General features: G+C 72.3%; 19 protein-coding genes. 15 read left to right on the top strand and 4 right to left on the bottom strand.

What is annotated here, in order from left to right; translation table 11 throughout:
* The first annotated feature begins 110 nt into the window (after positions 1 to 110).
* From AB0O21_RS07835 to AB0O21_RS07800, 8 genes are all read left to right on the top strand, one after another.
* The gene (locus tag AB0O21_RS07835) at positions 111 to 1793 is read left to right on the top strand and encodes an amidohydrolase (RefSeq protein ID WP_365167554.1); all 1683 of its coding nucleotides are present in this window, start codon (positions 111 to 113) and stop codon (positions 1791 to 1793) included.
* Positions 1794 to 1865: 72 nt separating this feature from the next.
* On the top strand, positions 1866 to 3521 hold the full coding sequence (locus tag AB0O21_RS07830) for an ABC transporter substrate-binding protein (protein WP_365167552.1): 1656 nt from the start codon (positions 1866 to 1868) through the stop codon (positions 3519 to 3521).
* On the top strand, positions 3518 to 4501 hold the full coding sequence (locus tag AB0O21_RS07825) for an ABC transporter permease (RefSeq protein ID WP_365167549.1): 984 nt from the start codon (positions 3518 to 3520) through the stop codon (positions 4499 to 4501). Before AB0O21_RS07830 ends, AB0O21_RS07825 begins: the two co-directional genes overlap by 4 nt.
* A complete protein-coding gene (locus AB0O21_RS07820) occupies positions 4498 to 5403 on the top strand; it encodes an ABC transporter permease (RefSeq protein ID WP_365167547.1) in 906 nt (301 codons plus the stop codon). The genes AB0O21_RS07825 and AB0O21_RS07820 overlap by 4 nt, the downstream gene beginning before the upstream one ends.
* On the top strand, positions 5403 to 6377 hold the full coding sequence (locus tag AB0O21_RS07815) for an ABC transporter ATP-binding protein (protein ID WP_365167762.1): 975 nt from the start codon (positions 5403 to 5405) through the stop codon (positions 6375 to 6377). Before AB0O21_RS07820 ends, AB0O21_RS07815 begins: the two co-directional genes overlap by 1 nt.
* On the top strand, positions 6374 to 7219 hold the full coding sequence (locus AB0O21_RS07810; protein WP_365167544.1) for an ATP-binding cassette domain-containing protein: 846 nt from the start codon (positions 6374 to 6376) through the stop codon (positions 7217 to 7219). Before AB0O21_RS07815 ends, AB0O21_RS07810 begins: the two co-directional genes overlap by 4 nt.
* Before the next feature lie 112 nt (positions 7220 to 7331).
* Positions 7332 to 8264, top strand: a complete 933-nt coding sequence (locus tag AB0O21_RS07805) for a GNAT family N-acetyltransferase (protein WP_365167541.1) — start codon at positions 7332 to 7334, stop codon at positions 8262 to 8264.
* Between the two features lie 131 nt (positions 8265 to 8395).
* Positions 8396 to 10039, top strand: a complete 1644-nt coding sequence (locus AB0O21_RS07800) for an alkaline phosphatase D family protein (protein ID WP_365167540.1) — start codon at positions 8396 to 8398, stop codon at positions 10037 to 10039.
* 3 nt (positions 10040 to 10042) lie between these two features.
* On the opposite strand, the gene AB0O21_RS07795 is transcribed toward AB0O21_RS07800, so the two are convergent.
* Positions 10043 to 10474, bottom strand: a complete 432-nt coding sequence (locus AB0O21_RS07795; RefSeq protein WP_365167538.1) for a nuclear transport factor 2 family protein — start codon at positions 10472 to 10474, stop codon at positions 10043 to 10045.
* 103 nt (positions 10475 to 10577) lie between these two features.
* Between AB0O21_RS07795 and AB0O21_RS07790 the strand changes: the two genes are divergently transcribed.
* Both AB0O21_RS07790 and AB0O21_RS07785 read left to right on the top strand, forming a co-directional pair.
* A complete protein-coding gene (locus AB0O21_RS07790) occupies positions 10578 to 11147 on the top strand; it encodes a PadR family transcriptional regulator (RefSeq protein ID WP_365167536.1) in 570 nt (189 codons plus the stop codon).
* Complete coding sequence (locus AB0O21_RS07785; RefSeq protein ID WP_365167534.1) at positions 11134 to 11931, top strand: SGNH/GDSL hydrolase family protein; 798 nt, start codon at positions 11134 to 11136, stop codon at positions 11929 to 11931. The genes AB0O21_RS07790 and AB0O21_RS07785 overlap by 14 nt, the downstream gene beginning before the upstream one ends.
* Here the strand turns inward: AB0O21_RS07785 and AB0O21_RS07780 are convergent.
* Entirely contained in the window at positions 11907 to 12587 is a 681-nt protein-coding gene (locus AB0O21_RS07780) for a TetR/AcrR family transcriptional regulator (protein WP_365167532.1), read from the bottom strand. The two genes, AB0O21_RS07785 and AB0O21_RS07780, sit on opposite strands and share 25 nt — an antisense overlap.
* Positions 12588 to 12769: 182 nt before the next feature.
* Here AB0O21_RS07780 and AB0O21_RS07775 point away from each other — a divergent pair, with 182 nt between their 5' ends.
* The 3 genes from AB0O21_RS07775 (at position 12770) to AB0O21_RS07765 (ending at position 15165) form a co-directional block, all read left to right on the top strand.
* Positions 12770 to 13534 (top strand): MBL fold metallo-hydrolase, encoded by a 765-nt coding sequence (locus tag AB0O21_RS07775; protein ID WP_365167530.1) that lies wholly within the window; start codon positions 12770 to 12772, stop codon positions 13532 to 13534.
* Between the two features lie 51 nt (positions 13535 to 13585).
* A complete protein-coding gene (locus AB0O21_RS07770) occupies positions 13586 to 14479 on the top strand; it encodes an alpha/beta hydrolase (RefSeq protein WP_365167527.1) in 894 nt (297 codons plus the stop codon).
* A gap of 128 nt (positions 14480 to 14607) precedes the next feature.
* Positions 14608 to 15165 carry a hypothetical protein gene (locus tag AB0O21_RS07765; RefSeq protein ID WP_365167525.1) on the top strand — a complete coding sequence of 186 codons (558 nt, stop codon included), beginning with the start codon at positions 14608 to 14610 and terminating at the stop codon, positions 15163 to 15165.
* An 11-nt stretch (positions 15166 to 15176) separates the two neighbouring features.
* On the opposite strand, the gene AB0O21_RS07760 is transcribed toward AB0O21_RS07765, so the two are convergent.
* Positions 15177 to 16457: a hypothetical protein gene (locus AB0O21_RS07760; protein WP_365167523.1), complete on the bottom strand. Its 1281-nt coding sequence runs from the start codon at positions 16455 to 16457 to the stop codon at positions 15177 to 15179.
* Between the two features lie 59 nt (positions 16458 to 16516).
* The gene (locus AB0O21_RS07755; RefSeq protein WP_365167520.1) at positions 16517 to 17035 is read right to left on the bottom strand and encodes a GNAT family N-acetyltransferase; all 519 of its coding nucleotides are present in this window, start codon (positions 17033 to 17035) and stop codon (positions 16517 to 16519) included.
* Between the two features lie 89 nt (positions 17036 to 17124).
* On the opposite strand from AB0O21_RS07755, the gene AB0O21_RS07750 reads away from it, so the two are divergent.
* Positions 17125 to 17964 (top strand): hypothetical protein, encoded by an 840-nt coding sequence (locus AB0O21_RS07750; RefSeq protein WP_365167517.1) that lies wholly within the window; start codon positions 17125 to 17127, stop codon positions 17962 to 17964.
* Entirely contained in the window at positions 17964 to 20123 is a 2160-nt protein-coding gene (locus AB0O21_RS07745; RefSeq protein ID WP_365167515.1) for a bifunctional serine/threonine-protein kinase/ABC transporter substrate-binding protein, read from the top strand. Before AB0O21_RS07750 ends, AB0O21_RS07745 begins: the two co-directional genes overlap by 1 nt.
* Positions 20124 to 20125: the final 2 nt, after the last annotated feature.

The raw sequence follows: 20125 nt of genomic DNA, 5'->3' as shown, positions 1-20125 counted from the left end.
TTGGAACAGAGCCAGCGCAACATCGTTGACAACATTGTTGCGCTCCCGTTCACTCCTCCTCAACGAACAAGCCGAGCGGGCTTCTCCCCGCCGAGCCGGAGGATGCGTCGATGGGCAAGACCACGCAGCGGGCCGACACCGTCTTCGTAGGAGGGCGGGTCTTCACCGGGACCTCACCCACCCCGATCGACGCGGCCGTCGCCGTGGCGGGCGGCCGGATCCTCGCCGTCGACGACGAGGCGGCGGTACGGGCCCTCGCCGACGGCGCCACCGAGGTCGTCGACCTCGCCGGAGGACTCCTCATCCCGGGCTTCCAGGACGCCCACGTGCACCCGGTGGTGGCCGGCGTCCAGATGCTCGGCTGCGACCTGAGCGAACAGCGCACCATCGACGGCTACCTGAGCGTGGTCGCCGCATTCGCCGAGGACCACCCCGACGCGGACTGGATCCGCGGCGGCGGCTGGTCGATGGACGTCTTCCCCGGGGGCACCCCGACCCGCGCCATGCTCGACGCGATCGTCCCCGACCGGCCCGTGCTGCTCAGCAATCGCGACGGCCACGGAGCCTGGGTCAACACCCGCGCGCTCGAGATCGCCGGCGTCGACCGCACCACCCCCGATCCGGCCGACGGCCGGATCGAGCGCGAGCCCGACGGCAGCCCGGCCGGCACCCTCCAGGAGGGCGCAGTGGAACTGGTCGCCCGCCACGTGCCCCTCGCCACCCCGGACGAGGCCCACGCCGGCCTGCTCGCCGCGCAGGAGCACCTGTTCTCCCTGGGCGTGACCAGCTGGCAGGACGCCATGATCGGCGCCTTCCCCGGCCACCCCGACAACTACGGCGTCTACCTGCGCGCCGCCCGCGAGGGCTCCCTGCGCGCCCGCGTCGTCGGCGCCCTGTGGTGGGACCGCGAACGCGGCCTGGAGCAGATACCCGGACTGGAGGAGCGCCGCCGCACCGGACAGGTCGGCCGCTTCAACGCCACCAGCGTGAAGATGATGCAGGACGGCATCGCCGAGAACTTCACCGCCGGCATGCTGGAGCCCTACCTCGACGGCTGCGGCTGCCCCACCGGCAACTCCGGGCTCAGCTTCATCGACCCGGAGGTCCTCACCGAAGCCGTGTCACGGCTCGACCGCTCGGGCTTCCAGATCCACTTCCACGCGCTCGGCGACCGCGCCGTGCGGGAGGTGCTCGACGCGCTGGCCGTCGCCCGCGCGGCCAACGGCGCCAACGACAACCGGCACCACCTCGCCCACCTCCAGGTCGTCCACCCCGACGACATCGGCCGCTTCGCGACCCTGGAGGCCGCCGCCAACATCCAGGCACTGTGGGCCGCGCACGAACCGCAGATGGACGAGCTCACCATCCCCTTCCTCGGACCCGAACGGGCCGCCCTCCAGTACCCGTTCGGCGACCTCCAGCGTGCCGGAGCCCGGCTCGTCGCGGGCAGCGACTGGTCCGTGAGCAGCCCCAACCCGCTGTGGGGGATCCACGTGGCGGTGAACCGCTCCGTACCGGACGAGGCCCCCAACGCGACGGAGGCCTTCGAACCGGCGCCGCCGTTCTTCCCCGAACAGGCCCTGACCCTCTCCCAGGCGCTCACCGCCTACACCGCCGGCAGCGCCTGGGTGAACCACCTCGACGAGGTCACCGGCACCGTCGAAGCCGGCAAGTACGCGGACCTCGTCGTCCTCGACCGCGACCCCTTCGCGCACCCCCCGCTGGAGATCGCCGACACCCGCGTGCTGCGCACGTACATCGACGGCGAACAGGTCTTCGCCGCCACCGACTGAGCCCCCGGCCGGTCCGCCCCGGCCGGACCCGCGTCACCACCCCACCGAGCTCATCCCTCAGGGAGTCAGACGATGTCTTCAGCCCGTACGAGAACCCCGCTGCCCCGCCGCACCGTCGCCGCCGCCCTCGCCGCGGCCGCGGTGCTCGTCACGAGCGCGTGCAGCGGCACCGCGAACCCCGCGAAGGACGGGGCGGTCGCCTACGAGATCACCGACCGGACGCCCGCCGCCGCCGGGAACCTGGACTCCTTCACCTGGTCGACCTACGCGGAGCCGGCCACCATCGACTACGCCCAGTCCTTCGACTACCCGCCGAACCAGATCCTCGCCAACGTCTGCGAGAGCCTGCTGCGCTGGAACCCGGACCTGACGACCTCGCCGAACCTCGCGACCTCGTTCCTCAACCCCACGCCCACCACCTGGGTCTACCAGATCCGCCCCGGCGTGCGCTTCCACGACGGTACGAAGCTCACCGCCGACGACGTCGTGGCCTCCCTGCGCCGCAACTTCGACCCGGAGACGGCCAGCGTGTGGGCAGGCCCCTTCCGCAACGTCAAGTCCGTGGACAAGACCGGGCCGATGGAAGTCACCGTCACCCTCACGCAGCCCGACTCCAAATTCAGCAAGTACCTCGCGGCCGGCCCCGGCACCGTGGAGTCCGCCGCCACCCTCGCCAAGTCCGGCAAGAACTACGGCAATCCGCAGACCGGCGTGAACTGCACCGGTCCGTTCGCCTTCGACACCTGGACCGCCGGCCAGTCGCTCACCCTCAAGCGGTTCGACGACTACTGGAACCCCGCGCTCAAGGCCAAGTCCGGCCAGGTCAAGTTCGTCTTCCTCGCCGACCCCACCACCCGTGTCAACGCCTTCCAGAGCGGCGAGGTGGACGGCGGCTGGATGGTCCCGCCGAACGCGTTCGCCCAACTGGGCGAGACCCAGGCCGGAACGCTCTACTTCGGCCGCAACACCACCGTCGCCGACGAGGTCGTCAGCAACCTCAAGGGCCCCCTCGGCGACCCACGGGTGCGCCAGGCCCTGCTCATGGCCACCGACCGCAAGGGCATCGTCAAGGCCGGCGCCGGCGGGGTCGGCGAGGTCGCCCACTCGCTCGTCACTGACAACCTGTGGGCCGACGCCCCCGACGCGGTCCGCGACAAGCTGCGACAAGACCTGCCGAAGTACCCGTACGATCCGGCCAAGGCCAAGGCACTCGCCGCCGAGGCCGGAGTGAACGGCCAGAAGGTCGTGATCGCGACGAGCCCGCTCGACTCGCAGACCACCATCATCACCCAGGCCATTGCCCAGGCCGCCACGGCCATCGGCCTCAAGCCTGAGATCAACTCCCTCTCCGCGGAGAAGTACAGCACCCTCTTCACCGACCCGGCCGCACGCGAGGGCATCGACCTGTTCCTCACCTTCTGGTACACGTCGATCACCGACCCGCTCGACATGTACGGCGCCCTCCGCACCGGCGACTACAGCAACTACGGCAACTGGTCCAACCCCGCCTTCGACGCGGCCGTCGACAAGGCCATCGCCTCCTACGAACCGGGCCTGCGAGCGGAAGCCAACGCCGAGGCCCAGAAGATGGCCCTGCAGGAACTGCCCTGGCTGCCCCTGTACACCCAGCCCGTCAGCCTGTTCCTCGGCAAGAGGGTCACCGGAGTCCAGCCCTCCATCGCCTACCTCTACTACCCGTGGGCGGCTGAGATCGGAGCCAAGGGATGACGGCCCTCGCGGCGAACGCCGTCGCGACCAGGGCCGCACGGGTGCTGCGCCGCCTGGCCGGCATGGCGGCGACCCTCCTCGTCACCTCCTTCCTCGTCTTCTCTTCCCTGTTCCTCGCCCCCGGGGACCCGGCGAGCTTCCTCACCAAGGGCCGCAGCCCCAGCCCCGAGCAACTCGCCGAGATCCGCCACCAGTACGGCTTCGACGAACCGTTCCTGGTCCGGTACTGGAACTGGCTCGAAGGAGTGCTGCACGGCGACTTCGGCCGCTCGTACCTCTTCCACCAGGACGTCAGCTCGGTCATCTGGTCGCGGCTGCCCTCCTCCCTGCTGCTGATCGGGGTGTCCGCCCTGATGATCGCCGTGTTCGGCATCGGCTCCGGGATCGTCGGCGCACTGCGCCGCGGATCGCGCACCGACCGCTCGCTGATGCTCATGGTGACGGTGGGCGCCGCGGCACCTGCCTTCGTCGCGGCCCTGCTGCTCAGGTCGGTGCTGGGCGTACGGCTGGGCTGGTTCCCGACGATCGGCAACGGAACGGGCGTCCTGGACCGGCTGCACCACGTGATCCTGCCCGCCGCCGCCCTGTCCGTGACCTTCACGGCCCTGGTGACCCGGGTGACCCGCTCGGCCATGCTCGACGAACTGCGCCGCGAACACGTGGAGGTCGCCCTGAGCCGCGGAACCCCGCGGCGCACCGTCATCCGGCGCCACGTCCTGCGCAATGCGCTCGGACCGATCGTGACCGTCTCCGCGCTCCTCGTGTCCGGCATGCTCGTCAGCACCGCCATCGTGGAGACCGCCTTCGGAATGTCCGGAGTGGGCTCCCTGCTGGTGCAGTCCGTGGACCAGCTGGACTTCCAGGTGGTCCAGGCGATCGTGCTGCTGGTGGTGGCCGCGTTCGTCGTCGTCAACGCCCTCGTGGACCTCGTCCAGCCACTGATCGATCCGCGCACGGCGGCGGCGGGGAGCGCCCGATGAGCACGCTGCACGAAGCGGGGACCAAGCCCCGCACACCCAACGCCCCGCGCCCCGCGCGCACCCGCCCCGACCGGTTCGCCCGGCTCCGCCGCCTCGGCGGCGGACCGCTCCAGCGGACCTGCCTGGTGCTGCTCGTCCTGTTCGTCCTGGTCGCACTGTTCGCCCCGTGGATCGCCCCGCAGGACCCGACCTTCGGCCAACTCGGCGACACCCTGCTGGGGCCGAGCCCCGAGCACTGGCTGGGCACCGACCAGGGCGGCCACGACACCCTCTCGGCACTCATCGTCGGCACCCGCACCAGCCTCGCCGGCCCGCTCGCCGTCGTCCTGTTCTCCACCGTCCTCGGCATCGCCGTCGGCCTGTTCGCCGGCTGGCGCGGCGGCCGGCTCGACACCGCCATCGGCCGGGTGCTGGACGTGCTGTTCGCCTTCCCCGCACTGCTGCTGGCCATCCTCGCGGTCGCCCTGTTCGGCAAAGGGATGACAGCGCCGGTGATCGCCATGGCGATCGCGTACATGCCCTACACGGCACGCCTCGTACGCGGGCTCGCCGTCCAGGAGAAGTCCCGCCCCTACATCGCCGCCTACCGGGTACAGGGCCACTCCGGCCTCTACGTCACCGTCCGCGGACTGCTGCCCAACATCGCCCCGACCCTGCTCGCCCAGTCGACGGTGAACTTCGGCTACGCACTCCTCGACCTCGCCGCGCTCTCCTTCCTCGGGCTCGGCGTACAGCCCCCCACCCCCGACTGGGGCGCCATGATCAACCAGGGGCAGGCCGCCGTCCTCCAGGGGCAGCCGCTGTCCGCGATCGTGCCGGCCGTGGCGGTCGTCCTGGTCGTCGTCGCCTTCAACGTCGTCGGGGAAGACCTCGGCGACCGGCTCGCGGGGAGGGACTCGTGATGAATCTGCTCGCCTACGACGACCTGCGCGTCACCCTCCCCTCGACGGCCCGCCCGGTCCTCGACGGCATCGGCCTCACGGTCGCGGCCGGGGAGGTCGTCGCCCTCGTCGGCGAATCCGGCTCCGGCAAGTCCGTCACCGCCCGCGCCGCCCTCGGCCTCTTCCCCGAGGGCGCCGAGATCGGCGGCCGGGTCCGGGTGGACGGCACCGACCTGGTCGGCGCCGACCCCGCGAGCCTGCGCGACGTACGCACCAACAAGGCGGCGATGATCTACCAGGATCCGCGCGCCGCCATCAACCCGGTGCGCCGGATCGGGGACTTCCTCACCGAGCCGCTGCGCCTCGTCCACGGCTGGACCAAGGCGCGCGCCGCGACCCGGGCCGCCGAACTCCTCGACGCGGTCGGCCTCCCGGATCCCGTCCGGCACCTGGGCCAGTACCCGCACGAGCTCTCCGGCGGCATGCTCCAGCGCGTCGTGATCGCCGCCGCCCTCACCACCGAACCGAAACTGCTGCTCTGCGACGAGCCGACCACCGCGCTCGACGTCAGCACCCAGGCCGAGATCCTGGCCGTCCTGGGACGGCTGCAGCGGGAACGGGGCCTCGGGCTCCTCCTCATCACCCACGACATCGAACTGGCGGCCTCCGTCAGCGACCGGATCTACGTGATGTACGCGGGCCGGATCGTGGAGACCGCCCCCGTGGCCGAGCTCTTCGCCGCCCCCCGGCACCCGTACACCGCGGGCCTGCTCGGCTCCTCCCCGCCGCTCGCCGGCCCCCAGGCCCGGCTGAACCCCATCCCCGGCGCCCCGATGGGGCTGCTGGAATCCGCGCCCGGCTGCGCCTTCGCACCGCGCTGCCGGTTCGCCGAACCGGGCCGCTGCGACCAGAGCCCGCCGGCACTCGAACGGCACGGCCCGGCCGAGGCCGCCTGCCACCGCGTTGCCGAACTCACCCGCCAGGAGGACAGTTGACCAGCGGAGAACTCCTGAAAGTCACCGGCCTGCGCAAGACCTACCGCACCGGAGGCACGGAGGTCGTCGCGGTCGACGACCTGTCCTTCTCCCTGCGTACGGGCGGCGCGCTCGGCATCGTGGGGGAGTCCGGTTCCGGGAAGACCACGACGGCCCGGATGCTGATCGGCCTGGAACGCCCCGACGCGGGCGAGATCCTGGTCCAGGGCACACCGCTGGCGGCCTCCGTACGGGGGAGGCCGGCCCGGCTGGCGAGGGCCAAGGCCGTCCAGATCGTGTTCCAGGACCCGTATCTCTCCCTGGACGCCCGCCTCACCATCGGCGCCACGATCGACGGGGTGCTCCGGCTGCACGGCACGTCCGACCGCACGGCCCGCGCCGCGCGGGTCCGGGAACTGCTCGCCCAGGTGGGCCTCGGCGACCGCGAGGCCGCGGCCCTGCCCCGGCGGCTGTCAGGCGGGCAGCGCCAACGGGCGGCGATCGCCCGGGCGCTGGCGGTCGAACCGGCCGTCCTCGTGCTCGACGAGGCGGTGTCCGCGCTGGACGTCTCCGTCCAGGCACAGGTGCTGAACCTGCTGTCGGACATCCGCCGCGACACGGGCATCGGCCTGGTCTTCGTCAGCCACGACCTGGCCGTCGTGCGCTACGTGTGCGACGAGGCGCTCGTCATGTACCGGGGCCGCACGATGGAACACCGTCCGGTCTCCGAGCTCCTCACCGACCCCCACCACCCCTACACGAGGCTGCTGCTGGCCTCCGTACCCCGACCGGGCTGGGACCCCGACTCGATCAGCCGCCGCCGCCGCGAACTGGACCCCTTCAGCGGCACCGCGACGACATGACGCGGGGGCCGGGGCCCCGGAGCGGGGCCCCGGCGGAAACGGCTGGCCGGAGGCCGGGCCGGGGGATAGGTTCGGGGGGGTCTTGACCGTTCCCGCTCCCGAAGGCCGCCAGGTGACACTGATCCGTTCCGCACATCCCCACGAACTCCCCGCGCTCCTCGCGTATCCGGACGACGCCGAGCGCAACGCCGCGACCCGTGCCTACCTCGACGGGCTGCTGGAGGCGAAGTGCACCCGGCCCGACTGGTGCCTGGTCGCCGAGGACGGCGAGGGGAGGCCGGTGGGGAGCGTGGTGCTGTGGACCCTCCCGGGGCAGGAAGTTCCGTACGCCTTCGTACTGTTCGAGGCCCCTGCCGGGGACCCGCAGGTGGGGGCGGCCCTGCTGGAGGCGGCGGCCGCGAAGGCGCGCGAGCTCGGTGCGCGGGAGCTCGAGCACGTCGTGGACTCGCCCGCGCAGGCACCGCAGTTCCAGCGGGAGCCGGAGCGCCGGGGCGAGCTGCTGCGGGGCGCCGGCTTCCGCGTGGTCCGCGACGGGCGCAGGTTCGGGCTGCGCGTTCCCGACGCGCTGCCGGCCGACGATCCCCGGCTGACCTTCCGATCGCTCGCCGAGCTCGGCCCCGGCCCGTTCGTCGACCTCCTGGAGGAACTGCTCGCCGAGACCGCGGACGCCCGGCTCGCCGAGGACGTACGGACCCACGGTGCGCGCGGGGCGGCAGAGCGGCTCTTCGAGGAGACGGCGGAGCTGGCGCACGAGCCGGGCTGGTGGGAGATCGGCTACGACACGGACGGCACCCCCGCGCTGATCAGCCTGCCGGCCCGCAACCCGAGCGTGCACGTGATCGGCTTCGTCGGCGTAGCCCCCGCACACCGGGGCAAGGGCTACGCCGCCTCCGCCGTGCTCCGCGGCACGCGCGTCCTCGCGGCCGCCGGCGCCGCGGAGATCCGCGGTGACTGCGACGCTGCGAACACGGCCATGGCGAAGGCCTTCACTCGGGCCGGCTACGAGAACTTCGCCGACAGGCTGGAGTACAGCCGCGCCCTGTGACCGGACGGATGTCGGCTGTCCGGGTGGCGGCCCGGGCGTCCGGAAGCAGGTTCCGGTTCATGGCCGGTCCGTTCCGCGAGGATGGCTTCCGCTCCAGCAGGTGATGCTGACGCTACTTCAGGAGGCCACCGGTGCCGTCCACGATCGATTCTTCCTCCACCCCTGGCGGCCCCCGGCCGCCGGCGATCAGCCGACGCGGACTGCTGGTCGGTGCGGCCGTCGCCGCGGGGGCTCAGGCGTTGGGCATCCGTACAGCCCACGCGGAGCGGGTCCAGCAGGACCCGTTCAAACTCGGTGTGGCCAGCGGTGATCCGCTGCCCGACGGGATCGTCCTGTGGACGCGGCTGGTGGCCGACCCCTATGACGCTGCCTCCATGGGGACCAGCCCCGTGCGGGTGGAATGGGAGATCGCCGCCGATCCGCAGTTCCGCCGGGTCGTCCGGCGCGCCGCCGCGGTCGCCCACCCCGAACTCGCCCACAGCGTCCACGTCGACGTACGGGGCCTGGCCCCGGCCCGTGACTACTGGTACCGCTTCCGGCAGGGCGCGGAGCTCAGCCCGGTCGGCCGGACGCGCACCGCCCCGGCGCCGCGCTCCCGCCTGGGGGGCCTGCGGCTCGGCGTGGTCAACTGCCAGAACTGGCAGAACGGCTACTGGCCCGCCTACACCGCGCTCGCCGAGGAGGATCTCGACGCGGTGCTGCACCTGGGCGACTACATCTACGGGTTCGACCCCAGGAGCGCCTACCCCGACCGGCTGCACACACCCCCCGCGACCCCGGGCCTCGACCAGCTCGTCACCCTCGCCGACTACCGGGCCAGGCACGCCCAGTACAAGACCGACCCGGCGCTGCGGGCGGCCCACGCCGCCTTCCCCTGGATCGTCACCTGGGACGACCACGACGTCGAGAACAACTACGCCGACCTCGTGGACGAGATCGGCGACACCGGCGCCCGCTTCCAGGACCCCGCCGCCTTCGCCCTTCAGCGCGCCGCTGCCTACCAGGCCTACTACGAGCACCTGCCGCTGCGGCACCGCATCGATCCCGGCTCACCGGACTACCAGCTCTACCGCCGGTTCGACTTCGGCGACCTGCTCCGGCTGAACGTGCTGGACACCCGCCAGTACCGTACGGACCAGCCGGGTGGATTCCCCGGCGACTTCGGCCCCCCGGCGGCCGGCACGCAGAACACCGCCGGCACGCTCACCGGCGACGTCCAGGAGAACTGGCTGAGGCGCGGACTGGCCTGGTCCCCGGCCCGGTGGAACGTCATCGCCCAGCAGGTGATGATGAGCCAGATCCGGCTCCCCAACTTCTTCAACCCGACCCAGCCGCTGCCCCCCATCGCCAACCTCGACCAGTGGGACGGCTACGGCCCCGCCCGCACCCGGCTGCTCACCTTCCTGCGCGACGCGGGGGTCGCGAACCCGATCGTGCTCGCGGGGGACGCCCACTCTTCCTGGTTCAGCGATCTGCGGATCGCACGCGACGATCTCAGCAGCGATCCGGTCGCCGTCGAGTTCACGGCCACCAGCGTCAGCTCGGACTTCCCCATCGCCTTCGATGCACCGCTCAAGGCGTACAACCCCGTCCTGAATCCGCACGTCCGCTATTTCGACGGGTCCCGCCGCGGCTATCTGCGGTTGAACATCGACCGGCAGCGGTGGATCACCGACCTCCGGACCGTCGACAGCATCGCGGTCCGTCAGTCGCCGGTGCGGACCACTGCCTCCTGGGCCGTGGCGGCCGGTGAACCGGGCCTTCAACCGGCCTGAGCGTCAGGCGCCGGCGGGATCGGGGACGAGTCCGTCGGCGATCAGGCCGGCCAGGACGGCCTCGCCCAGGACGCGCACCGCGGACTGCGGGCGGACCATCACCGTGAACTCCTTTACGCGGCCCTCCCCGTCGAACTGCAGCAGGTCGATCCCGTGCACCTCCTTGCCCCGCACGGTGGCCCGGAAGGGCAGGATCGCCGACGGGGCCTCGGCCCCGTCCCCGCTGGTCTGCGCCGTTCCCTCGAAGTGGCCCACGTACCGCAGGTCCTCGAAGGTGCGCAGCAGCACGCCGAAGAGGCCCAGCACCATCGGCTTGCCCTCGAAGGGCCTGAACTTGACCGGGCTGTACAGCCGGATGTCGTCGGTGAACAGCTCGTCCAGCGCGGTCAGATCGCGCTTCTCCACCGCGGTGCGGAAGCGTTCGGCCGTCTCCATGACCCCTCCTCGTGCCCAAGAACTACCTACTCATGAATATGAGTAATCATGTTCATGAGTAGGATGCAGAGGAGAACGGGAAAAGGGAAGGGGGGCTGCTTCCATGGCGTTGAGACATGCCGTGCTGGCGGCGCTGCTGGAAGGCGAGTACAGCGGCTACCAGTTGACGAAGGTGTTCGACCTCGGTGTCGCGAACTTCTGGTACGCGTCGCCCCAGCAGCTCTATGCGGAGCTGGCCAAGCTGGAGCAGCAGGGCCTCGTGGCCGGGCGCGAGGTGGTCCAGGAGTCGCGGCCCAACAAGCGGCTGTTCCACGTCACCGACGCGGGCCGGGCCGAGCTGGAGGCGTTCGCCGAGGGCCGCTTGAAGCCGTCGGTCATCCGCGACGACCTCCTCGTCATGGTCCAGGCCGCCGACGGCATCGACACGGAGCCCGTCATCAAGCAGCTCGAAGAGCGCGCGGCCGAGGCCGAAGCCAGGATCGAGGACCTCGGCGAGCTGCTGGGCCGGATCCGCGGCGACATGGACGAGGAGGAGTTCCTGCTCCGCGGCGAGGGAGTAGGCGGATACCTGACGGCCCTGCGCGGCGTGGCCTTCGAACAGGGCCACCGGGACTGGTGCCTGCGCGCCATGTCCGTACTGAAGGAAAGGCGGGCGGCCCGTGCCGAACGGTGAGTACCTGCGATACGTCGCCCTGGGCGACAGCCAGACCGAAGGGCTCGGCGACGGCGACGACACCGTCGGCCACCGGGGCTTCGCAGACCGGCTCGCCGAGCACCTCGCGGCCGCCGAACCCCGGCTCCAGTACGCCAACCTGGCCGTACGCGGACGCGTCGCCGCCCAGATCCACGCCGAACAGCTGGCACCGGCGCTGGCCATGCGCCCCGACCTGGCCAGCGTGGTCGCCGGGGTCAACGACCTGCTGCGGCCCTCGTTCGACGCCGCGGTGACGGTCGGGCACATGGAGGAGATGTTCGCCGCGCTGACGGCGGCCGGCGCCGACGTGGTGACCGCGACCTTCCCCGACATCGGGAAGATCGCGCCCCTCGCCCGGCCCCTGCGCCCCCGGGTGTCCGAGCTCAACGACCGCATCCGCGCCGCGGCTGCCCGGCACGGGGTGACCGTCGCGGAGACCGGCCGGGAGGCCGTCTCCACCGACCCGCGGCTGTGGGCGGTCGACCGGCTCCATGCGAGCCCGCTCGGCCACGAGCGGATCGCCGCCGCCATGGCCCACGCGCTCGGGCTGCCCGGCAGCGACGCCGGCTGGGCCGACCCCCTGCCGCCCCTCCCGCAGGCCTCGGGGATGCGCACGGCGGTGGCCGAAGTGCGCTGGCTGGGCGGCTTCCTCGGCCCCTGGCTCGGCCGCCGCCTGCGCGGCCGCTCCTCCGGCGACGGCCGCACGGCCAAGCGGCCCCGGCTGCTGCCGATGGACGCCTACGAGGTGGGCGGTACGGCGTAGCGCGCCAGGAAGAGGTCGACGCCCGAGGTGACCACGCGGGTGAGCTCCGCGTGGTCGATCTCGGAGTCGGGGGCGAACGTGCGGACCAGCTGGAGGATGCCGACGGTGGCGCCGAGGAGCTGCTGGGCGGCGAGTGCGGGATCGGGGGCGTCGAGCCTCCCGAGTTCGCCCAGCTCGGCGATGGCCTGCGTCAGCGGCCCGTTGTTCATGTCGTACGTGACGCGGTACCAGAGCCGGCCGAGCTGCGGGAAGCGGTCGATCTCGCCGATGACCAGGCGGCGCAGGGACATGATGTCGGGGCGCAGCAGCACGGTCGCGAAGTCGGAGGTCAGGCCGATCAGGGCGGCCCGCAGGTCGGGGGCCTGCGTGAGGGTGGAGTTGCAGGGCTCCAGGCCGGCGTACGTCTCGGGCAGTATGCCGGCGATGACGGCGAGGAAGAGCCGCTCCTTGTTGCCGAAGTGCTTGTAGATCGTCGCCTTGGACACGCCGGAGCGGCTGGTGATCGTGTCCATCGAGGCGGCCGAGTACCCCTCGGCGAGGAACTCCGCGACGGCCGCGTCGATGATCGCCTGACGCTTGCGCTGGGCGTTGTCGGAGGGGTCCGGAATGATCGGGATGCCGTATGCGTCCGTGGGGTTCGTGGCGTCGGCGTCCATGGGTGTCCTTCGGTTGGGTGGGGGGTCTCAGTATATGAACTGAACGGTTCGGTAGAGACGCGCCCTCCCCAATGAACTACACCATTCGGTTCATTGTCAATACTGAACTGTTCAGTTGACGAAGTGAACTGATCGGTTTAGTTTTGGTGCATCGAGATCGCCTCACCCTCGGAGCGCCAGCCATGTCCTCCTCGATCACCGCGACCCACCTCGGCACCGCCACCGTCCTGCTGCGCATCGGCGAGCTGACCGTCCTCACCGACCCGGCCCTCGACCAATCCGCGACCCAGTACCCGGCCGCGCGACCGCTGCGCCGCACCGCCGGAGCCGCCCTCGCGGCCGCCGACCTCCCGCCCGTCGACCTCGTACTGCTCTCCCACGACCAGCACGCCGACAACCTCGACGTATCGGGCCGCGAGGTCCTCGCCGGCGCCGGCCGGGTACTCACCACGCCCGAAGCGGCCGGCCGGCTCGGCAGCGACGTGGAGGGGCTGGCGCCCTGGGAGAGCCGGAAGGTCACCGTCGGCGGCACGACCGTGCACGTGACGGCGACCCCGGCCCGCCACGGGCCGCCCGGCACCGAGGGGGCGACCGGGACCGTCACCGGTTTCGTGGTCCAGTACGACGGCGGCACCCTCTACATCTCCGGCGACACCGTCCGCCACGACGCGCTCGACGAGATCGGCGAACGCTTCGCCGTCGACACGGCCTTCCTGCACCTCGGCGACGCCCACTTCCCCACCAGTGGGGACAAGGCCTTCTCGCTCAGCGCCGCCGAGGGCGCCGAACTCGCCCGCACCCTCGGCGCCCGCACCGTGATCCCCCTGCACTTCGAGTCCTGGGAGCACTTCACCGAGGACCCGGCCCGCATCGAGGAGGCCTTCGCCGCCCCCGACCTCGCCGGCCGCCTGCGCCGGCTGACGCCGGGCGTGGCCGAGGAGATCTGACCCCCACCGCCGACAGCGCCGTCACCCACCACGCACCCTTCGGAGGAACAGATGTCCAGCGACACCCCGAACACCACCCGGGTACGCCACCACACCATCGAGATCAAGGGCCTGCCGGTCTTCTACCGGGAGGCCGGCGACCCGGCCAATCCCACCCTCGTCCTCCTGCACGGCTTCCCCAGCAGCTCCGCGATGTTCCGCAACCTGATCCGCGAACTCGCCGACTCCTACCACCTGATCGCACCCGACCACGTCGGGTTCGGCCAGTCGGCCACCCCGCCGGTCGAGGAGTTCCCGTACAGCTTCGAGAACCTGACCGACATCACCCTGGCGCTGCTCGACACCCTCGGCGTCGAGCGGTTCGCGCTGTACATCCAGGACTACGGCGCCCCGATTGGACTGCGCATCGCCAGCCGCAACCCGGAGCGGGTGACCGCGATCGTCAGCCAGAGCGGCAACGCCTACGTCGAGGGCTTCACCCCCTTCTGGGACGTCCTGTTCGCGCACGCCAAGGACCGCGCGCCCCACGAGGCGGACGTCCGGGAGCTGCTGACGGCCCGGGCCACCCAGTGGCAGTACACCCACGGCGTCCCCGCCGACCGCCTCGACCGGATCAGCCCGGACACCTGGACCCTCGACCAGGCCTACCTCGACCGCCCCGGGAACAAGGAGATCCAGCTCCAGCTCTTCTGGGACTACCAGTTCAACCTCGACGGCTACCCGGCCTTCCAGGAGTACTTCCGCACCCACCGCCCCCCGCTGCTCGTCACCTGGGGCAAGAACGACGAGATCTTCGGAGCGGCCGGCGCCGAGGCCTTCGCCCGCGACCTGCCCGACGCCGAGATCCACCTGCTGGACGCCGGCCACTTCGCTCTGGAGACCCACGGACCCGAGATCGCCGCCCTCATCCGCGAATTCCTCGGCCGGGTCCCGCTCCGACCGTGACCCGGCGGGCGTCGTCCATCCCGTGCGTTCACGCGGAATCAATATGGGGGACATCCGGTGTCAACCTCCACCGTCGGCCCGCTTCTGATCCACGATCGGCGGACACAACCCCGGCCAAGGAGGACCCCATGACCACGCCCTTCGCGTCCGACGACCGTCACCGCAAGCCGTACGAGGCGGAGCTCCACGCGCTGCTCGCGGACAGGTTCGTCTTCGACGGATCGCAGACCGTACTGGAGCTGGGCGAGGGCTCCGCCGGCTCGGACGGCCCAGGCCCCCGGCCCGGCGCGCTCGCGCTGTCACTGGCCGCGGTGGTCGACCACGTCTACGCCGTCCACCCGGATCCGGCCGTGCTCGCGGAGGGGGGCCGGCTCGCCGAGGAACGCGGATGTCCGAACCTCTCCTGGCTGGCGGGCGACGCCTCCGCCGTCACCCGCCTCTGCCTGCCGCGCATCGACCTGGGCGTCATCGGCGGCGCCGTCCGGCGGACGGACCTCGAGCGGCTGCTGCCCGACCTCGACACCCTGCTCGCGCCCCGGGGAGGCATCGCCCTGATCACCTCCCCGGACGAGCTCGAGGAGTCGGCCGACCGGCTCGCGAAGTCCGTGTTCTCCCGGACGGAGACCCTCACCCCCGAGCGGCCCGTCGCCTTCGCTGCCATCGTCGCGACGAGACCGGGGCGCTGACGTACGTCGGCTCAGCTGCAGCCGCCCCCGCCCCCGCAGCTGCTGGAACAACTGCTGCCACAGCTGCTGGACGAGCCGCAGCCGCTGGACGAGCCGCTCCCACTCCCGCTGCCCGAATCGGAGCTCCTCGCAGCCCACTCCTCCCGGCGACGGGCCTCCCGCTCCCGTTCCTTGACACGGTACGAGGTCTCGCGCGGCCACCACGATCCCGGCCTGTCGCGGCGCTCGGGAACCAGCTGGACCGCCATGACGTCGGCGTCGATGGTGGCGGCGGTGATCGCCGCGTACTCGAGGACGATCTCGGCGCCCTCGAACGGCAGGCCGTACAGCAGCGCCTCGAAGGGCTCGGCCTTCGGGTCGATGTCGTGGTGCTCGCTGCGCAGCCGGGCCTCGGTGCCGCCGACGAGGGTCCTGGTCCGCTCCTCGGTGTTCCCCCCGCGGTCCCGGAAGGCGATCAGCGCCGGAGCGTCGGTGGTACGGGCGTCCGGGTACAGCCACATGCGGCCCGAGTAGCGGGCGCGGACGCCCACGCGCAGCACCGGCTGGGGCCGGGTGCGCAGCCGCCGGGCGGCCAGCTGCGCGGTGAGGCCGCGGCCGAGCAGGGGAGTGCCCGGGATGAGCGGCAGCAGGGCGAGGACCTGCTGGCCGACGGCGTCGTACGGGGCTTCGCCGCCCTGGGCGCCGCGGTCCTGGACCAGGCCCCAGGCGAGCAGAGCGACGGCGGCCAGGCACAGTCCGCCGCCGATGAGCATCAGCCGCAGGCCGCGCCGACGGTGGGCACTGGGGAGCTTGGAGGGGAGCGGCACGCGGGTCTTCCCGGCGGCGGCGAGGGCGAGTTCGCGCTGCCTGCTGCGGGAGGCGAGGCGCCACAGCGCCCCGGTGAAGGCGTACGCGCAACATCCGAGGATCAGCCACGCGCCGACCAGGCCCGCGGTGTCACCCGCTTCGGAAGCCGGGGGCAGGGAGATGCCGGCGGTCACCGCGACCACCGCCGTGGACACCATGGCCGCCGCCGGCAGGAAGCGGAACCACAAGGGGAGGCAGAACAGCAGGATCGCGGCCCAGTAACCGGCCCAATCGGTGCCGACCCGGCCGACCTCCTCCGGCTCGTTCCAGCCGACCAGGATCGACCCGGCGACCACGAGCGGGGCGAGGACCCAACCGCCGACCGCGGGCGAGAAGAAGCCGGGCGTCCGCGCCGCCCACCACTCCCGGGCGTCGCCGACGGCCCAGTCACCGGCGCCCTCTTCGGGTATCGCGGCCGGGGGCAGGAACTTGACGTTGTCTCTCACGACGTCAGTATGCGGAGCCGTCCGCGCAGGCCAGAAGGGGGTCCCTTGCTACGGATTCGCTACAGCGTGCGGCGCATGCAGACCCTGGGCCACCGGTCCAGGCCGTGCTCCGCCTCCCGCGCCCGGATCTCCCGCAGGCCCGGAGTGAGCGAGGAGTCCTCCAGGGCCCGGAAGCCGCAGCGCTCGTAGTACGGGGCGTTCCACGGGACTTCGGTGAAGGTGGTGAGGGTCAGGGCCGGCGCCCCCTCCTGTACGGCCCGCTCCGCGAGATGCTCCAGCAGGGCCCGGCCGATACCGCGGCGCGCATGGTCCGGGCGCACCGACACCTGCTCGACGTGCAGGCCGCCGTCCACGCGGTCGGCGATCAGGTACGCGACCGGGGGCGCGGCCCCGGCATCGTCCCCGTCGACCGCGACCCAGGCCAGCCCGGTGGTCAGGTAACGGGCGAGTTCCTCGACGGGCAGGGGCTCGTCGTCGGCGATCTCCGGCATGCCGATGTCCCGGAAGCACAGCCCGGCGGCCCTCTCGATGTCCTGGAGGGCGGTCAGTTCGTCCCGGCGTGCGGCTCGAATACGCATGGACCGCATTCTCCCACTCCAAGATCCCTTTTACGTAAGGGAGTTCATTGGATCCGGGCCTGGGTACGATCGCTGCCGTGGGGGGAGACATGACACAAAGAGGCAGCTCCGCGCTGCGCACTTTCGGGTGCCTGGCCGCGGGCTTGTTGGCACTGGCGGGCTGTTCCAGCGGGGGCGGCGGGAAGAGCGGCGGCGAGCGGACCCCGTCGGCCACGGCGTCGACCGCGGCCGGTACGCCCGGCACGCCCGCACCCGCGCCGTCGGCCACGGCCGCCGCTCCGCTCGTCCCCGACCTGGACGAGTCCAAGCAGCCCCGGACGGCCGCCGAGGCCCGCGCGCTCATCGGCCGCATCGTCATCGGCCAGGAGTCCTTGGGCCCCGAGGTGGTGCGCGCCACCCCGTTCGAGAGCAATCCGGCGCGCTGGCCCGTCCTCGGCGAGGACTGCGTCTGGCAGACCGCGGGCCTGCCCGAGGACGTGCTCGCCACCAGCACCCGCTACTTCCAGGTCCCGGCCAAGGACGGCCACGGCCTCGTGCGGATTAACGCGACCGTCACGGTCCACCGCAACCGCCAGGAATCCGGCTGGGAGACCGCCCACGCCATGGAAGAGATCCTGCGCTGCCCCGACCAGCGGCTGCGCGCCGGCGAGGAACTCAAGGGCCTGATCGGATTCTCCCTCTACCAGGGGCAGGGGCTGAACGGCTGGACCGAGGACGCCTTCACCGAATCCGGGGAGTACGTCAGCAAGGAGGGCGGCGGCCCCCACCCCTACCTCTGGTCCCAGGGGCAGTTCGGGCCGGTCACCATCGCCGTGGCGGGCAAGGGCGCGGAGGGCTTCACCTCCGAGGCGCTGAACACGCTCGTCGTCCAGGGCACCGCCCGGATGATGCTGCAAGCGAAGCAGGCGCTCGGAAAGGCGGCGGGCTGATGGAGCGGCTGAACCCCTCGGACCCCTCGCGGATCGCCGACTACCGCCTCCTCGGGCGGCTCGGCGCGGGCGGCATGGGCGTCGTCTACCTCGGGCGCACCGACGACGGCGCGCTCGCCGCCGTCAAGGTGATCCGCGCCGAGTACGCCGACGAGGCCGACTTCCGGGCGCGCTTCCGCCGCGAAGCGGAGATCGCCGCCGAAGTGGACAGTCCGTGGGCCGTCCGGATCACCGGCGCCGACCCGGACGCGCACGAACCGTGGCTGGCCACCGCCTTCGTCGCCGGACCCTCCCTCGCCGAGGCCGTCGCGGCCCACGGGCCGCTCCCGCTGCGCGCCGTACGGGTCCTCGGCAAGGCCATGGCCAAGGCCCTCGGGGTGATGCACGCGCAGGGCCTCGTGCACCGCGACGTCAAACCCGGCAACGTGCTGCTCGGCATGGACCGGCCCCGGCTCATCGACTTCGGGATCGCGCGCGGCGGCGAACACACCGCCCTGACCTCCGCGGACGCCGTCCTCGGCACCCCCGGCTTCATCCCGCCCGAGCAGGCCGAGGGCCGCCCCGCCGAACCGGCCGGCGACGTCTTCGCGCTCGGCTGCCTCCTCGCCTACGCCGCCACCGGGCGGCTGCCCTTCGGCAGCGGCACCGTGGAAGCGGTGCTCTACCGCACCGTCCACGACGAGCCCGAGTTCGGGCCGGAGGTCCTCGCGGATCCCGAGCTCGCCGCGCTGCTGCGGACCTGCCTCGCCAAGCACCCCGACATCCGCCCCACCGCCGAGGAGCTCGACGAGGCGCTGACCGAGGACGCGCCGGGGGAGGGCACCGCCTGGCTGCCCGATCCGGTCGTCGCCACCATCGCCGAGCGGGCCGCCGCCCTGCTCGCCCTGCCCGGCATCGACGAGACCGTCGCCGACCCGGACGCGGCCCCCGCCCCCGGCGCCGAGCCCGCACCCTCCCGCAGGCGCTTCCTCGGCCTCGCCGCCGGCGGCGCCGTGCTCGCGGCGGGCGGCGGCCTGGCCGCCTGGCTGGCGCTGCGCGAGGACGACAAGCCGAAGAAGGGGGCGGCGCCCGCGCCCCGGCAGTGGGTGATCGGCGTACAGGCCGACCTCTCCGGCCCGCAGAAGGCCCTCGGACAGGCCCAGGAACGGGGCGTACGGCTCGCAGTCGACGCCTTCAACTCCCGTAAGGACAAACCCTTCACGCTCACCGTCGCCACCGCCGACGACGCGGGCCGGGCCGACCGCTCCGCAGCCGCAGCCACCGGCCTCATCGCCAACCGCGACGTGCTCGCCGTGATCGGCCCGACCGGCAATGCCGCGGTCACCCCATGCCTGGAGCTGTACGGCGAAGCGGCCCTGCCCCTGCTCACCGTCTCGGCCCTGGCGACCTCCTTCGGCGTCAGCGACCGGCGCAGCTTCTTCCAGACCAGCGCCCTCTCCATCGCCCAAGGATCCGCGGTCAACCTCCAGTTGGCCGGGAAACAGGGAGTCCGCCGCCTCGGTGCCCTCTGCGACCGCGAAGGCGACGCGGAGGGCTGGCAGGCAGTCCAGCAGGCGAACCGCACCCTCGCCTACGTCGCCCCGCAGGCCACCTTGTACGGACGCGTCGTCCCGCGCGGCACCGCGGACCTGGCTCCGGTCGTGGGCGACATGCTGGCCCACGGGATCGACTCCTTCTTCTACTCCGGCACCGCAGCGGGCGCCGCCAAGGCCGCCGGGCTGCTTGCCGCCGCGGGCTTCAAGGGGCCCCGCGTCGCCGACTACACCCTGGCGGGCCCGGAGTTCCTCACCGCAGCCGGCCCGGCCGCCGAGGGCTGGCAATTCCTCGCCCCGTACACCGGCCCGGACGCCCCCGAGGTCGCCGAGATGGCCCGCGCGCACCGGGCAGCCCACGGCACGGCGCCCGAGGTCTGGACGGCGGAGGCCTACGACGCGACCGCTCTGGTCATCGACCGGCTCGTGACCGCGGCCGGCGGCGGCGCCCGTCCGGCCCGCGCCGAGCTGCTCTCCGCCCTCGCCAAGGGCTCCTTCAAGGGCCTGACCAAGGAGTACGTCTTCGACAAATACCAGCAGGTGAAGGGCAGCGCGTACTACGTGCACCAGGTGGACGGCGGCCGGATCCGGTACGTGGGCCCGGTCACCGCGCCCACCGCGACGTAGCG

Origin of the sequence: Streptomyces sp. NPDC091371, from assembly GCF_040684275.1 — a bacterium.
In the GTDB taxonomy this organism is placed as follows: Bacteria; Actinomycetota; Actinomycetes; order Streptomycetales; family Streptomycetaceae; genus Streptomyces.
The sequence above is the reverse complement of the archived record's forward strand: the minus strand, read 5'-3'. Positions and strand labels throughout refer to the sequence as shown.

Excerpts from the sequence above, each read along its gene's own strand:
- AB0O21_RS07765 (WP_365167525.1), top strand. The coding sequence starts at position 14,608 with ATGACCACGCCCTTCGCGTCCGACGACCGTCACCGCAAGCCGTACGAG.
- AB0O21_RS07795 (WP_365167538.1), bottom strand. The coding sequence starts at position 10,474 with ATGGAGACGGCCGAACGCTTCCGCACCGCGGTGGAGAAGCGCGATCTG.
- AB0O21_RS07820 (WP_365167547.1), top strand. The coding sequence starts at position 4,498 with ATGAGCACGCTGCACGAAGCGGGGACCAAGCCCCGCACACCCAACGCC.
- AB0O21_RS07755 (WP_365167520.1), bottom strand. The coding sequence starts at position 17,035 with ATGCGTATTCGAGCCGCACGCCGGGACGAACTGACCGCCCTCCAGGAC.
- AB0O21_RS07830 (WP_365167552.1), top strand. The coding sequence starts at position 1,866 with ATGTCTTCAGCCCGTACGAGAACCCCGCTGCCCCGCCGCACCGTCGCC.
- AB0O21_RS07790 (WP_365167536.1), top strand. The coding sequence starts at position 10,578 with ATGGCGTTGAGACATGCCGTGCTGGCGGCGCTGCTGGAAGGCGAGTAC.
- AB0O21_RS07835 (WP_365167554.1), top strand. The coding sequence starts at position 111 with ATGGGCAAGACCACGCAGCGGGCCGACACCGTCTTCGTAGGAGGGCGG.
- AB0O21_RS07775 (WP_365167530.1), top strand. The coding sequence starts at position 12,770 with ATGTCCTCCTCGATCACCGCGACCCACCTCGGCACCGCCACCGTCCTG.
- AB0O21_RS07770 (WP_365167527.1), top strand. The coding sequence starts at position 13,586 with ATGTCCAGCGACACCCCGAACACCACCCGGGTACGCCACCACACCATC.
- AB0O21_RS07825 (WP_365167549.1), top strand. The coding sequence starts at position 3,518 with ATGACGGCCCTCGCGGCGAACGCCGTCGCGACCAGGGCCGCACGGGTG.
- AB0O21_RS07815 (WP_365167762.1), top strand. The coding sequence starts at position 5,403 with ATGAATCTGCTCGCCTACGACGACCTGCGCGTCACCCTCCCCTCGACG.
- AB0O21_RS07750 (WP_365167517.1), top strand. The coding sequence starts at position 17,125 with ATGACACAAAGAGGCAGCTCCGCGCTGCGCACTTTCGGGTGCCTGGCC.
- AB0O21_RS07780 (WP_365167532.1), bottom strand. The coding sequence starts at position 12,587 with ATGGACGCCGACGCCACGAACCCCACGGACGCATACGGCATCCCGATC.
- AB0O21_RS07745 (WP_365167515.1), top strand. The coding sequence starts at position 17,964 with ATGGAGCGGCTGAACCCCTCGGACCCCTCGCGGATCGCCGACTACCGC.